The sequence below is a fragment of the Pseudomonas grandcourensis genome (assembly GCF_039909015.1).
GTDB classification, from domain to species: domain Bacteria; phylum Pseudomonadota; class Gammaproteobacteria; order Pseudomonadales; family Pseudomonadaceae; genus Aquipseudomonas; species Aquipseudomonas grandcourensis.
The window spans coordinates 2,282,689-2,295,776 of the sequence record NZ_CP150919.1 but is presented as its reverse complement, the minus strand read 5'-3'; the positions used below and the strand labels follow the sequence as shown (position 1 = coordinate 2,295,776).

Annotated in this window: 11 protein-coding genes; 4 read left to right on the top strand and 7 right to left on the bottom strand. The window is 59.9% G+C overall.

Annotated elements, in window-relative coordinates; all coding sequences use genetic code 11:
- Window position 1: 1 nt before the first annotated feature.
- A complete protein-coding gene (locus AABM52_RS10310) occupies window positions 2–1,393 on the bottom strand; it encodes an FAD-dependent oxidoreductase (protein WP_347911649.1) in 1,392 nt (463 codons plus the stop codon).
- A gap of 70 nt (window positions 1,394–1,463) precedes the next feature.
- The gene (locus AABM52_RS10305) at window positions 1,464–2,789 is read right to left on the bottom strand and encodes an MFS transporter (protein WP_347911647.1); all 1,326 of its coding nucleotides are present in this window, start codon (window positions 2,787–2,789) and stop codon (window positions 1,464–1,466) included.
- 268 nt (window positions 2,790–3,057) lie between these two features.
- Between AABM52_RS10305 and AABM52_RS10300 the strand changes: the two genes are divergently transcribed.
- Window positions 3,058–3,930, top strand: coding sequence for a LysR family transcriptional regulator (locus tag AABM52_RS10300; protein WP_347911646.1), 873 nt, complete (start codon window positions 3,058–3,060; stop codon window positions 3,928–3,930).
- Window positions 3,931–3,964: 34 nt separating this feature from the next.
- On the opposite strand, the gene AABM52_RS10295 is transcribed toward AABM52_RS10300, so the two are convergent.
- The gene (locus AABM52_RS10295; RefSeq protein ID WP_223541570.1) at window positions 3,965–4,825 is read right to left on the bottom strand and encodes a LysR substrate-binding domain-containing protein; all 861 of its coding nucleotides are present in this window, start codon (window positions 4,823–4,825) and stop codon (window positions 3,965–3,967) included.
- A 109-nt stretch (window positions 4,826–4,934) separates the two neighbouring features.
- Between AABM52_RS10295 and AABM52_RS10290 the strand changes: the two genes are divergently transcribed.
- The 3 genes from AABM52_RS10290 (at window position 4,935) to AABM52_RS10280 (ending at window position 7,769) form a co-directional block, all read left to right on the top strand.
- Window positions 4,935–6,044 carry a 2-aminoethylphosphonate--pyruvate transaminase gene (locus AABM52_RS10290; protein ID WP_347911644.1) on the top strand — a complete coding sequence of 370 codons (1,110 nt, stop codon included), beginning with the start codon at window positions 4,935–4,937 and terminating at the stop codon, window positions 6,042–6,044.
- Window positions 6,045–6,199: 155 nt separating this feature from the next.
- Window positions 6,200–7,027 carry a phosphonoacetaldehyde hydrolase gene (phnX, locus tag AABM52_RS10285; protein WP_347911643.1) on the top strand — a complete coding sequence of 276 codons (828 nt, stop codon included), beginning with the start codon at window positions 6,200–6,202 and terminating at the stop codon, window positions 7,025–7,027.
- A gap of 181 nt (window positions 7,028–7,208) precedes the next feature.
- The gene (locus AABM52_RS10280; protein WP_347911642.1) at window positions 7,209–7,769 is read left to right on the top strand and encodes a cytochrome b; all 561 of its coding nucleotides are present in this window, start codon (window positions 7,209–7,211) and stop codon (window positions 7,767–7,769) included.
- A gap of 62 nt (window positions 7,770–7,831) precedes the next feature.
- Here AABM52_RS10280 and AABM52_RS10275 read toward each other — a convergent pair whose 3' ends face one another.
- The 4 genes from AABM52_RS10275 to AABM52_RS10260 all read right to left on the bottom strand — a co-directional run bounded on the left by AABM52_RS10275 (window position 7,832) and on the right by AABM52_RS10260 (window position 12,996).
- Window positions 7,832–8,758, bottom strand: coding sequence for a 1-aminocyclopropane-1-carboxylate deaminase (locus AABM52_RS10275; protein ID WP_347911641.1), 927 nt, complete (start codon window positions 8,756–8,758; stop codon window positions 7,832–7,834).
- Window positions 8,759–8,827: 69 nt separating this feature from the next.
- Entirely contained in the window at window positions 8,828–10,867 is a 2,040-nt protein-coding gene (locus tag AABM52_RS10270) for an NADPH-dependent 2,4-dienoyl-CoA reductase (protein WP_347911640.1), read from the bottom strand.
- A 220-nt stretch (window positions 10,868–11,087) separates the two neighbouring features.
- Entirely contained in the window at window positions 11,088–11,735 is a 648-nt protein-coding gene (locus AABM52_RS10265; RefSeq protein WP_347911639.1) for a hypothetical protein, read from the bottom strand.
- Between the two features lie 685 nt (window positions 11,736–12,420).
- On the bottom strand, window positions 12,421–12,996 hold the full coding sequence (locus tag AABM52_RS10260) for a hypothetical protein (protein WP_347911638.1): 576 nt from the start codon (window positions 12,994–12,996) through the stop codon (window positions 12,421–12,423).
- Between the last annotated feature and the right edge of the window lie 92 nt (window positions 12,997–13,088).

Genomic DNA, 13,088 nt, shown 5'->3' with positions numbered 1-13,088 from the left:
CTCAGCCCTTGTCAGCCTTGCCGGCGGCGGCGGCGAACTTCGCCAGGCGCACGTCCAGATGCCGTGGCCGACGCCCGTGATCCTCCGCGCGCTCCTTGCGGCGGATGGCGTTGCGCACCATCAGCGAGCCGATGTAGCGAATCGGCTCCGGCGGGAAAAACCCCAGCGGTCCGTTGACCAGCGGTGAGCGGGTCCAGGGGTTGTCCAGGCCCTGGACCATCGACGCCAGAATCTGCCCACCCATATGGCACGGCCCGACACCGCTGCCGGAATAGCCGAAACCGTAGAACACATTGCCACTGGCGCTCATCTGCCCGAAAAACGGCAGCCCGGTCACCGAGCGATCCGACGGACCATTCCAGGTCGCCTCGACCTTGACGTCGGCAAACGCCGGGAAGAAATCCGCCAGGCTGTTCTGCAGCAAACCGGCGTAAGGCGAAGGCTTGTCGAACACCGGCAACATGCGCCCACCATAGGCGAAGGTGTTGCCGCCCTTGCCAAGCATGATCCGGCCGTCCGGGGTGTTGTGGTAGTAGTGCACGAAAATCCGCGAATCGAGCACCGTAACGCCGCTGGTCAAGCCGATTTCGTCGAGCAAATCCGGCCGAGGCTCGGTGATCAGCATGTCACTGGAAACGATCGCCACGCTGCGTTCGAACTGCGGGAACGCCCGGGCCATCCAGGCGTTCATCGCCAGCACCACGCGGTCGGCGCGAATGCTGCCATTCGGCGTTTGTATCCCCGCTGGCTTGCCTTCCTCCAGCCCGGTCATCGCGGTGTTTTCATGAATCTTCACCCCCAGTTGCAGGGCTACCCGGCGCAAGCCACGCACCAGTTTGCCCGGCTGCACACTGGCCGCGGCCGGGGAAAACCAGCCTTCCAGGTGCTTGCTGGAACCGGCCATGCGCTGCACATCGGCCACCGGCCGCTGGGTGAACGAGTTGATGCCGTTGCGCTCCAGCGCCGCGATCACAGCGTCAGTCGAACCGACCTGAGCGCGATTGGTCGCGGTGTAGAGGGTGCCATCGAGACGGTAATCGGCGTCCACCCCATACTGTTCGCAGAAAGCGCCAATGGCATGGATGCTGTGTTCGGACTCCTTGACCAGCCGCACAGCCTCTTCGACGCCGAACAAACGCTCAAGGGTGAAATACTTGGCCGACCACGACAACGCACAACCGCCATTGCGTCCACTGGCCCCGGCACCGCAGATGTCCGCTTCGATCAGCAACACATCCAGCTCGGGGTTCTGCTCCTTGAGCATGATCGCGGTCCACAACCCGGTGTAGCCACCGCCGACGATACACACGTCGGCGCGGGTGTCGCCTTCCAGTGGCGGACAGGTTTCGGATGCATCAGCCTTCAAGGCCTGGTCCAGCCAAAAGGGTCTCATGGGGTCAATCTCCGGTCAGTGGCCCACACGCCGGCCTGCCGCAGGTGCAGCAGGCGACGAGGGACAGGATTCAGGTACGCAGGGGTTTGATGGTCATCGCTTGATTGGGCACGTAGGCGAAGTGAGTACCCAGGCCACCGGGGCGGCTGTTCCAGTGCGGGATCAACACCAGCGCCGAGAACATGGCGCAGCCGGCGAAGACGATGAACACGGTAACGGTGTCGAAGTAGCCCGGCAGCAGCCCACCGAGAATCGCACCGACCGAACCACAACCATTGACGAAACCGGCCGCCGTGGCGCCCGCCTTGGCGGTGCCGAAGTCGATGGCGGCCGAGCCGCTGATCATCGAGTCCGGCCCATAGAGGGTCAGGCCCATGACGAACAGCAGCGCCACCACCAGCAGCACGCTGCCGGTATGCAGGGCGCCCATGAAAAACGCCAGGGACACGGTCAACGCCAACAGGCTGATCACGCAGGCAGGCATGCGCCGGGCGCCGAACAATTTGTCCGAGGCCAGGCCGATCAGGATCGGTCCGAGCAACCCGGCCAGTTCAAACGATGTCGGAATGATCGCCGCACCGACCTTGCCCACCGAAGGCATCTGTTCGAAAACGATCACCGGTCCCCACAACAGAATCGCGTAGCGCGCCGGCTTGAGCATGAAGTACGCCAACCCCAGCACCAGCACCGTGCGGTTGCGCAGGATTTCCTTCAACGGCTCCCACATGCTGATTTTGCTTTGCGCTTCAGCCTCTTCGGCGGTCAGCTCGGGTTCCGGCTCCACCGCCGGCAAGCCGACGTCTTCCGGTTTGTTGCGTTGGAAAATAAAAAACAGCACGGCGACCAGCCCAACCACCGCCGCACTGGAAATGAACGCCGCATGCCAGCTGCCGATGAGCGTGTACGCCCACCAGCCGGCAAACGGCGAGGCTACCAGACCGCCAAAGGCGTAGCAGGAACTCCACAGGCCCAATACCCGTCCGCGTTGCTCGGAGGGAAAGAAGCTGCCGAGGTTCTTGCACAGCCCCGACCAACCGGTGGACTGCGCCAGGCCTTGTATCAGCATGCAGGTAGCGAAAATCGGTAACGTTGCGAAGTTGCCCATCACCAGCGCCGCGGCGGCGGAAATCAGCAACCCGCCGAGCACCACCACCCGCGGCCCGAAGCGGTCGGCCAGGATGCCCCAGGTGAATTGACCGACGGCGTAGGCCGTCAGGTAGATGGCGTCGAGGTTGGCCATGGCCATTTTGTCGAGCATGAAGGTCGGGTCTTCGCCAATACCAAGTTTGGCGACCGAGAAGGCTTTGCGGGTGAAGTAGAATGCGGCGTAGGCGAGCCAGGTGATCGCGAAGATCTGCACGCGCCAACGCTTGATGGTGCCGATGTGCTTGTTCATTGTGGTTCTGACCTCAGGGTGTGAGTGTGCCGGCAGAATTGGAAGAAAACGCCTGTTTTTTTATTGTTGAGCACTTCGATATCGCCCTGTCCCTACGGCGGATACCGGTCAGATGAGTCCTGCTGTTGCACGCACAGGCTCATGGCACCCGCTGCTGTTCGACTGACCAGTCACCGGGGCTGAGGTGGATAAAAACAATTACTGATTAATAAGTGAAATCGATTTATCGTATTTCAAATATAATTTCAGCTTGTTACTGGAGATTCCCATGTCGGTGTCCCACGCCCAGCTCAAAGCTTTCCATGCCGTGGCGGTCCATGGAAGCTTTACCAAGGCCGCCGAGCGCCTGTTTCTGACGCAACCGGCGATTTCCGACCAGGTGCGCAAACTCGAAGAGCGCTACGGGGTTTTGCTGTTTCACCGCAACAAGCGCTCGGTGCGCCTGACCGATCTGGGCGAGCGCTTGCTCGGCGTGACCCAGAAATTGTTCGTCATTGAAGCCGAGGCCCAGGAACTGCTCCAGGATTCCCAGGCCTTGCAGACCGGCAGCCTGATTCTGGCGGTGGATGCGCCGGTGCATGTGCTGCCGCAGATTGCCCGATTCTGCGAGCGCTACCCGGGGATCAGCGTGAAGATCGAGACCGGCAACACCGATGAATCGCTGTTCCGACTGTTCAACTATCAGGCCGACCTGGCGTTGCTGGGCCGCGACGTCAGCGACGAACGCCTGATCTCCCTGCCCTTGCGCAATGATCCGATGGTGGCATTCGTGTCGCGCAATCATCCGTGGGCCGAGCGCGAATCCATCACCCTCGCCGACCTCGACGACACGCCACTGGTGTTGCGGGAGATTGGTTCTGTAACCCGGCAGACCCTGGAGGAGGAAATGGCGGGGGCCGGGTTTCGCATTCGCCCGGCGATTCAGGTTGAAGGTCGGGAGGCCGCGCGTGAGGCTGTGGTGGTGGGGATCGGGGTGGGCGTGGTGTCGGCTGCCGAGTTTGGCGCGGATTCGCGGGTGTGTGCGTTGCCGATTATCGATTGCAAGCGACGGTTGACTGAAACCCTGGTGTGCCTGCGCGAGCAGAGTTCGCGGCGGGTGGTGGCGACTTTTCTGCAGATGGTGCGCGAGAGCCTGAACTGACCCCATCCCCTGTAGGAGCTGCCGAAGGCTGCTCCTACACCGGTGCCAACCCAAAAAACGCCTGTATCAAGCGCAAATCCCGCCGCCGCTCCATGCACCCCATCATGTGCCGATTCACCAGCCCCTCGCCAATGATCGGCACCGCTGCCACCCGTGGATCGTGACTGACCTCCACCGACGACACCACTCCCACCCCCAGTTCGGCGGCCACCGCCTCGGTCACCGCTTCGCGGCTGTCCAGTTCCAGCAGCACCCGCGGATTGACCTTGGCCTGGGCGCACGCCTCATCGAAGGTGCGCCGGGTAATCGAACTCGGTTCGCGCAGCACCATGATCACCTGATCCAGTTCCTTGAGCTGCACGCCTTTGGTCTTCTGCGCCCAAGGATGCCCGTCGGGCACCAGCGCGCAAATCCGTGATTCGTTCAGCGCTTGCAGATGCAAGCCCTTGCGCGGTTCGACTTCGGTCAGCACCGCCACGTCGGCATGTTCGGACAGCAGCGCCGCCAGGGTTTCCTGGGCGTTGCCCAGGCGCAGGTTCACGGTGATCCCCGGATAGCGCGCCCGCAGGCTGGCGAGCATCGGCATGACCATGTGCGGACCGTCCGCCGCCACCTCCAGGCGCCCGGTCAGCAATTGCCGGTTGGCTTCGAGCATCACCTGCGCCTCTTCGGCCAGGCCGAACATCGCCCGGGTGATTGCCGCCAGTTTGGTGCCCTCCTCCGTCAGTTCCACCCGTCGGGCGGTGCGGCGCAGCAGGGTGATCTGGTAGTGCTCCTCCAGGGCCTTGATGTGTCCGGTGACCGCCGGCTGGCTGATGAACAGCCGCGCCGCCGCCCGGGTAAAGCTGCCTTCCCGGGCCACGGCATCGAAGGCGCGGAGCTGAAACAGGTTCATGAATAACTCTCACTGATGGCTGGCATAACAACAAACAATTTGATTGATAACACGGCAAATTGCAATTTAAGTCCCGTAGCTTCATCCCATCGATTGCGAGGACACGAGAATGAGTACTGCCGAACCCATCCTGCTCACCCCCGGCCCGTTGACCACGTCGGCCCGCACCCGTCAGGCAATGATGGTTGATTGGGGTTCATGGGATGACCGCTTCAATCAACTGACCGCCAGCCTCTGCGAGCAACTGCTGGCCATCCTCAACGGCGCCGCCACCCACCACTGCGTGCCCCTGCAAGGCAGCGGCACCTTCGCGGTCGAGGCGGCAATCGGCACGCTGGTGCCTCGGGACGGCAAGATTCTGGTACTGATCAACGGCGCCTACGGCAAGCGCCTGGCGAAAATCTGCGAAGTGCTCGGTCGCTCCTTCAGCACCTTCGAAACCGCCGAAGACGAGCCGACCACCGCCGCCGACGTCGACCGCCTGCTGCGTGCTGATCAAGACATCACCCACGTTGCCCTGATTCACTGCGAAACCAGCACCGGCATCCTCAATCCGCTGCCAGAGATTGCCCAGGTCGTTGCGCAACACGGCAAACGCCTGATCATCGACGCCATGAGCTCCTTCGGCGCCCTGCCAGTGGATGCCCAGCAAGTGCCGTTCGACGCACTGATCGCCGCCTCGGGCAAGTGCCTGGAAGGCGTGCCGGGCATGGGTTTTGTCTTCGCTCGCAAAGAATCCCTGGCCGGCGCCGCCGGTAACTCGCATTCGCTGGCGATGGACTTGCAGGACCAGCACGCCTACATGGCCAAGACCGGCCAATGGCGTTTCACCCCGCCGACCCATGTGGTCGCGGCACTGCACGAAGCCCTGCTGCAATACAACGAAGAAGGCGGCTTGCCGGCGCGGCACGAGCGCTACGCCGTCAACTGCCAGGCATTGATGGAAGAGATGGGCAAACTGGGGCTGCGCAGCTTCCTGCCGGCGGCTATCCAGGCGCCGATCATCGCCACCTTCCACGCCCCGAAAGATCCGCGCTACGCATTCAAGGAATTCTACGAGCGGGTCAAGGCCAAGGGCTACATCCTCTACCCCGGCAAACTGACCCAGGTCGAAACCTTCCGTGTCGGCTGCATCGGTCATGTCCAGCCGGCCGAAATGCGCGAAGCGGTGGCGGCGATTGCTGAAGTGTTGCGCGAGATGGAAGTGCTGGAAATCTGATCCACACCGCAATTCCCCTGTAGGAGCGAGCCTGCTCGCGATGAGGCCAGACCAGTTGACACCGATGTTGAATGACAGCCCGCAATCGCGAGCAGGCTCGCTCCTACAAAGAACCGTTTTCCTAGATAGCCATTTATTACAGGACTCAAATCTCCATGAACTACGCCAACCCAACCAAACTGCAAGCCGCCATCCTCGACTGGGCCGGCACCGTGGTCGACTTCGGCTCCTTCGCCCCGACGCAGATTTTCGTCGAGGCCTTCGCCGAATTCGACGTCCAGGTATCCATCGAAGAAGCCCGTGGCCCGATGGGCATGGGCAAGTGGGACCATATCCGCACCCTGTGCGATCAACCGCAAGTTGCCGAGCGTTATCGCAAAGCGTTCGGCCGCACGCCGACCGACGATGACGTCACCGCGATTTACCAACGCTTCATGCCGCTGCAGATCGAAAAAATCGCCGAACACTCGGCGCTGATTCCCGGGGCGCTGGAGACCATTGCCAACCTGCGCCAGCAAGGGATCAAGATCGGCTCCTGCTCCGGTTACCCGAAACAGGTCATGGACAAGGTGGTTGAACTGGCCGCCACCAACGGCTACGTGGCCGATCACGTGGTTGCCACCGACGAAGTCCCGAATGGTCGCCCATGGCCCGCCCAGGCGCTGGCCAACGTCATCGCCCTGGGCATCGACGATGTTGCCGCCTGTGTGAAGATCGACGACACCGTGCCGGGCATTCTCGAAGGTCGCCGCGCCGGCATGTGGACCGTGGCGCTGATCTGCTCGGGCAACGCTTTGGGCCTGGACTACGAAGGCTATCGCGCCTTGGGCAGCGACCAACTGGACAGCGAGCGCAAGCGCATCCACGCAATGTTCGAAGGTTCACGCCCACACTACATGATCGACACCATCACCGATCTGCCGGAAGTGATCGCCGACATCAACAAGCGCCTGGCCAAGGGCGAAATGCCGCAATCGAGCTAAAAACGCAACTCCCCCCTGTAGGAGCGAGCTTGCTCGCTCCTACAGGGTTTTCTGCGTATTACCCAAACCAGAGCATCCAGCGACCAATCGCCTCAGGCAAACCCGGTGAAACAGGATTACAGTTAGAGCACACCGTCGGACAAGAACGGTGGCTTTAAACCGGACCTCTGAGGAACACCGTATGCCGTGGAAAAACTCCGAATCGCGCTACAGCACCGTATCGATCGCGCTGCATTGGTTGATGCTGGTCCTGCTGGCGCTGGTTTACGCCTGTATCGAGTTTCGCGGGCTATTTCCAAAGGGCAGTGGCGGGCGCACGCTGATCGTCGAATCACACTTCATGCTCGGCCTGACCGTATTCGTTCTGGTCTGGCTGCGATTGTTCGCGCGCAGCCTCGGCCCGGCGCCGCAGATATTCCCGGCCTCGGCGCACTGGCAAACGACGCTGGCCAGGCTGATGCACTGGGCGCTGTACATTTTCATGATCGTCACGCCGATTCTCGGTTGGCTGGTCACCAGCGCCAAAGGCAATCAGGTGATGTTCTACGGTATCGACCTGCCGATGTTGATAGCGGAAAACAAGGACCTGGCCAAACAGCTCCAGGGCTGGCACGAGCTCGGCGGCACTATCGGCTACTGGCTGATCGGCCTGCATGCCGTGGCCGGGCTTTATCACCATTATGTGGTGGGCGATAACACCTTGCTGCGGATGATGCCCAAGCGGGTGAACCGCGACTCCTGAGATCACTGGCAAAACCTGTGGGAGCGAGCCTGCTCGCTGCCACATGAGATTGCATGTGTGCTTCAGATTTGTAGACTGAAGCCCCTTCGCCCCTGCAAGCCGCCGGTGTGGACAAAGATCAGTCGCGTGCCACGGGCGAACTTGCCCGCCTCGACTTGTTGCTTGAGGGCCATGAGTGCCTTGCCGGTGTACAGCGGTTCCAATGGAATAGTCCCGGTCTGCTCTGTCCTTTCGATAAAGTCGATCAGCGGTGGGTCAACCTTGGCAAACCCGCCGCGACTGGCCTCGAACAGCTCATACACTGCATCGATCAGACCCGCTTCCTGCACGATCCTCTGGACCTGCTGCGCTACCCCGTGGTCATCAGGCACCGCCAGGGCACCGTACACCGGATGATCCCCCGCTTCGGCCAGCACCAGGCCGGCCAGGGTCGTGCCTGTTCCGCAGGCCAGCCACCAGCCGTCGTAGTCACTCCAGCCCAAGTCCACCAATTGGTTGCATACGCTGGCCCGCAGTTGCATGCAACCCAGGGCGCCTGGCAAACCACCTCCCCCTTCAGGCACCGGATGCAACGTCGGATAGCGGGTTTGCCAGGGTTGCCAGAAGTTCGCTTCATGCCTCGCTCGATAGCCTGCGAAGCCCAGCCAGTGCAACTCCATGCCGAACGCCAGCAAGTCCTTGACCGTCGGAGTTTGCTGAGGATGCCCGCGCAACAGGCCGACAGTGGAAAAACCGAAGCGCTGGCCCGCCGCCGCCAACGCGTGGAGGTGATTGGAGTGCGCGCCACCGAGGCTGATGATGCCTTCGGCGCCCAAGCGGTCGGCGGTTTTCAGGTGCTCGATGAGCTTGCACCATTTGTTGCCGCTGATCAGCGGGTCGATCTGGTCCAGGCGCAGGATCGCCACTTCGATGCTGGCTTGAGTGAGCCAGTCGAGGTGAAGGGGGTCTAGGGGGGCGTGAGGAAGCCAGTTGTCAGGAGGAGAAAGCATGATGCCGGATCTATGGAAAGATCCGGCATCTTAACAGCCGACTTGCCCTGTGAACCCAATCGATGTGAGTTACAACTGCGCCGCCAACCGCGAACCCTGATTGATCGCCCGTTTGGCATCCAGCTCTGCCGCGACATCCGCGCCGCCGATCAGGTGCACGCTCTGCCCCGCCGACACCAGACCGTCATGCAATTCACGTAGCGGGTCCTGCCCGGCGCAAATCACGATGTTGTCCACTGGCAGCACCTGAGGTTCGCCGGTTTCGCCGATGCGGATGTGCAAGCCTTCGTCGTCAATCTTCAGGTATTCAACGCTGTTGAGCATCTGCACCTGTTTGTTCTTCAGACCGGTACGATGAATCCAGCCGGTGGTCTTGCCAAGGCCGTCGCCGACCTTGGATTTCTTGCGTTGCAGCAGGAACACCTCACGGGCCGGCGCATGGGGCGCGGCCTTGATACCCGCGACACCACCACGTGCTTCAAGGTGCGTATCGATGCCCCACTCCTTCCAGAACGCGGCGCGATCCTGACTGGTGGCGACGCCTTCATGCACAAGGAACTCGGAAACGTCGAAACCGATACCACCGGCACCAATCACCGCGACACGCTTGCCAACCGGCTTGCGCTCCAGGATCACGTCCAGGTAGCTCAGCACCTTGGCGTTTTCCACCCCTGGAATGGCCGGCAGGCGCGGCGCAATGCCGGTGGCCAGAATGATCTCGTCGTAGCCGCCCTCGACCAGCCCGGCCACGTCGACGCGGGTGTTCAGGCACACCTCGACGTTGGTGGTCTGCAACTTGCGGTTGAAGTAGCGAATGGTTTCGTAGAACTCTTCCTTGCCCGGAACGCGCTTGGCGATGTTGAACTGACCGCCGATTTCGCTGGCCGAATCGAACAGCGTCACCTGATGGCCACGCTCGGCGGCCACGGTCGCGGCAGACAAACCGGCAGGGCCGGCACCGACCACGGCGATTTTCTTCAACTGCTGCACCGGCAGATAGTTGAGCTCGGTTTCGTGGCATGCACGCGGGTTGACCAGGCAACTGGTCAGCTTGCCGCCGAAGGTGTGATCGAGGCAGGCCTGGTTGCAACCGATGCAGGTGTTGATTTCATCGGCGCGACCTTCAGCGGCCTTGTTGACGAAGTCCGGGTCGGCGAGGAACGGCCGCGCCATGGACACCATGTCGGCATCGCCCTCGGCCAGGATCTGCTCGGCCACTTCCGGGGTGTTGATACGGTTGGTGGTGATCAGCGGAATATTGACCGAACCACGCAGCTTGGCCGTGACCTTGCTGAAGGCCGCGCGCGGCACTTTGGTGGCGATGGTCGGAATCCGCGCTTCGTGCCAGCCGATACCGGTGTTGATGATGGTCGCACCGGCCTGCTCGATGGCCTTGGCCAACTGAACGATCTCTTCCCAGGTGCTGCCGCCTTCGACCAGGTCGAGCATCGACAGGCGGAAAATGATGATGAAGTTCGGGCCTACCGCTTCACGCACGCGACGGACGATCTCCACCGGCAGGCGCATGCGGTTTTCATAGCTGCCACCCCAGCGGTCGGTACGATGGTTGGTGTGGGCGGCGAGGAACTGGTTAATGAAATAACCTTCGGAGCCCATGATTTCCACGCCGTCGTACTCGGCGGTTTGCGCCAGTGCCGAGCAGGTGACGAAATCGCTGATCTGCTTCTCGATGCCTTCTTCGTCCAGCTCTTTTGGCTTGAACGGGTTGATCGGTGCCTGGATCGCGCTGGGCGCGACCTGTTTCGGGCTGTAGGCATAACGACCGGCATGGAGGATCTGCATGCAGATCTTGCCGCCCGCGTCATGCACGGCACGGGTGACGATACGGTGCTTGAGCGCCTCATCTTCGGTTGTCAACTTGGCCGCGCCGGAATACACACCACCCTCGTCGTTCGGGCCGATACCGCCGGTGACCATCAGGCCGACACCGCCACGGGCACGCTCGGCAAAGTACGCCGCCATGCGCTCGAAGCCACCCGGTTTTTCTTCAAGGCCAGTGTGCATCGACCCCATCAGGGTGCGATTGCGCAGCGTGGTGAAACCCAGGTCCAGCGGAGCCAACAGGTGCGGGTATTGAGCGGCGGTCATCGGTAACTCCACATCGAGCGATCACGGAAAGTGCAGGAGCTCTACGGCCCCCATCATTCATGTTCGACAGACTAAGAGTCGCGCCGCCATCCCTCAATGACCGTAACTGACAAATTATTGATCGAAATGAGCAGCAACTTTGGGAAACCGGGGATGACTCAAAACAAAAACGACCCTGCGGGCTCTGGACAAGCCCGCAAGATTTACGCGCAGAACCGGCTTAGCATGCGCTTGCTACTGCCCGCGCAGGCGCAACGTAGTCGTCCTGTTGTTTCGCTCGCTGGGTCAACACCAGCATCGTCAGGAACCCGAGCGCAATCAGTACCGGATAAGCCATCAACAGTTCGGAAAGGGAATACTTCCAGGCCAAAGGACGTCCGACACCCAGCATGGCGGCATACATCCAGGACACTGCCGACAACGACCCGCAGGCCAACGCCAGCATCCGTGCACTGAATCCGAGATTGAGCAAGGAACCTGCCTTTTGCAGTGCCGGCAGTACCAGGCGATGCAACAGGACGCCGTTGTAACTCAACAACGCGACAATAATGACTTTGGCTTGAAGCTTTGGATTCATGAAGTATTCGACACCTTTACCCAGGTAATCGATACCGACGACAGCAACCCCCGTTACCCACAGCGCTATTAGTGCAACGATGACCGACTTCTGAAGACTTTCCATGTGAGCATTATCATGCTCAGTAAATACTTTCCGTTTTAAAAGGTCCCTGACCATCGCAACATCACTGGTCAGCACTAAACCGATGGCCACACAACACGCCACCAAATGAACGTAAATAACGCCCAGACGCAAAAACTCCATGAACTCCTTATTTTCCAGCAGACTCATAATGGTATTTATAGCCACGGTATTTTCTCCACCTTATTCGAGAGTACGGATCGACCACCTGACAGAATCTTTAATTATTAAAAACCCTGTACGACCTTACTTCTAAAAGATAAGCCAAATCATGGACTCGGCACTGTCAACCTCATTAACTCACTTGGCGAATCAATGACCGGTTGGTTTACTGTCTCCCTGAGTTTCAGATAAAAACCCCCATTTGCACTCACTGCATTTGAGATTCCATTTCCACTTCTTTTTTTACAATCGCGGAGGCAGGTCATGGCTGACTTGCTCAAGGATCAGAGGCCACAGACGCTACAATGTTCATTTTTCGCACAAACCACCGACAAACGGTGTGTGGTGCAAGTTCGCCTGACGCGACAGCAATGAGTCAACTTTCGCGCTATTGCCCACGACAACTGGCCTGCTTGACTAGATGCACTTCGACAACTGCAAATTGGATCCGCTAGTTGTTATACATCTCACAACTCGCGCAATAGCGAGCGACTCTCATCCAGAGTAAACACCAACTGCGGATTTCACGGTGATCCAGCCAACCGTTCAGGCAGACAGCAACGCAGAACTAATTGAAACAAACAGGATGATAATCAAGTCAGTTAATCGCCAGCGAATGAAACTGAGCGCGGTCAAACCACATCGAAAGGCGAGCACATTGAAACGACACACCCTTTAATTGTGATCATGTTCAAAACCCGAAGTAGATAAATGCCGTAGCTGCCACGATTCCCCATGCGGCCAACGCCATTACCGTTGAATGTTGCGTTGGCCGGGATTCGTCCAATCGCTGCAAGCCGAACTTCGAAAAGCCGGCCTGGTCATAACAGTAATGCATGATTGCCCGGTAGGTATATCGCAGACCGGCCAGCAGAAACAGGGTAATCAGGCCAAGGACAAGTCCATGCCTGAAAGCCGGTTTATCCAATGGCGCAAGGTGATTCTGTTCGCAAGCAACGCTATCGACTTCCACAACGGTTATTCGCTGATAGTCCGCCGAAGCCCGCTTTTGACCAATCTGGATTACCGCCTGTTGCTCCAGATCCAGCGCCTGATACTTCCAGAGCGTTGATGATCCTTCCCGGCAGTAGGTAAACGCAGCAGGACTTGAGACGGCGATAATACAGGCGTCGTTGATGCCCATTTCTTTCAGCGTTTGCGTGGCTGATCGGGTGAAGTCCAGGTCGAAGAGCGGAGTGACCCCGCTGGCAGTAGCCGTGACCGAAACCAATAGGCTGCTCAAGAGGCAGATGGCTGAAATGTTCAAGGCCGGGTTTCCTTTTTACATTGTTTCTTTGATTTCGCAGTTCGGTTCCAACCTGCATTGATGAGTTCCAGTACGCTGCTGGCACCCCGATA

Coding starts and splice junctions, on each gene's coding strand:
- AABM52_RS10310 (WP_347911649.1), bottom strand. CDS start 1,393: ATGAGACCCTTTTGGCTGGACCAGGCCTTGAAGGCTGATGCATCCGAA.
- AABM52_RS10305 (WP_347911647.1), bottom strand. CDS start 2,789: ATGAACAAGCACATCGGCACCATCAAGCGTTGGCGCGTGCAGATCTTC.
- AABM52_RS10300 (WP_347911646.1), top strand. CDS start 3,058: ATGTCGGTGTCCCACGCCCAGCTCAAAGCTTTCCATGCCGTGGCGGTC.
- AABM52_RS10295 (WP_223541570.1), bottom strand. CDS start 4,825: ATGAACCTGTTTCAGCTCCGCGCCTTCGATGCCGTGGCCCGGGAAGGC.
- AABM52_RS10290 (WP_347911644.1), top strand. CDS start 4,935: ATGAGTACTGCCGAACCCATCCTGCTCACCCCCGGCCCGTTGACCACG.
- phnX (WP_347911643.1), top strand. CDS start 6,200: ATGAACTACGCCAACCCAACCAAACTGCAAGCCGCCATCCTCGACTGG.
- AABM52_RS10280 (WP_347911642.1), top strand. CDS start 7,209: ATGCCGTGGAAAAACTCCGAATCGCGCTACAGCACCGTATCGATCGCG.
- AABM52_RS10275 (WP_347911641.1), bottom strand. CDS start 8,758: ATGCTTTCTCCTCCTGACAACTGGCTTCCTCACGCCCCCCTAGACCCC.
- AABM52_RS10270 (WP_347911640.1), bottom strand. CDS start 10,867: ATGACCGCCGCTCAATACCCGCACCTGTTGGCTCCGCTGGACCTGGGT.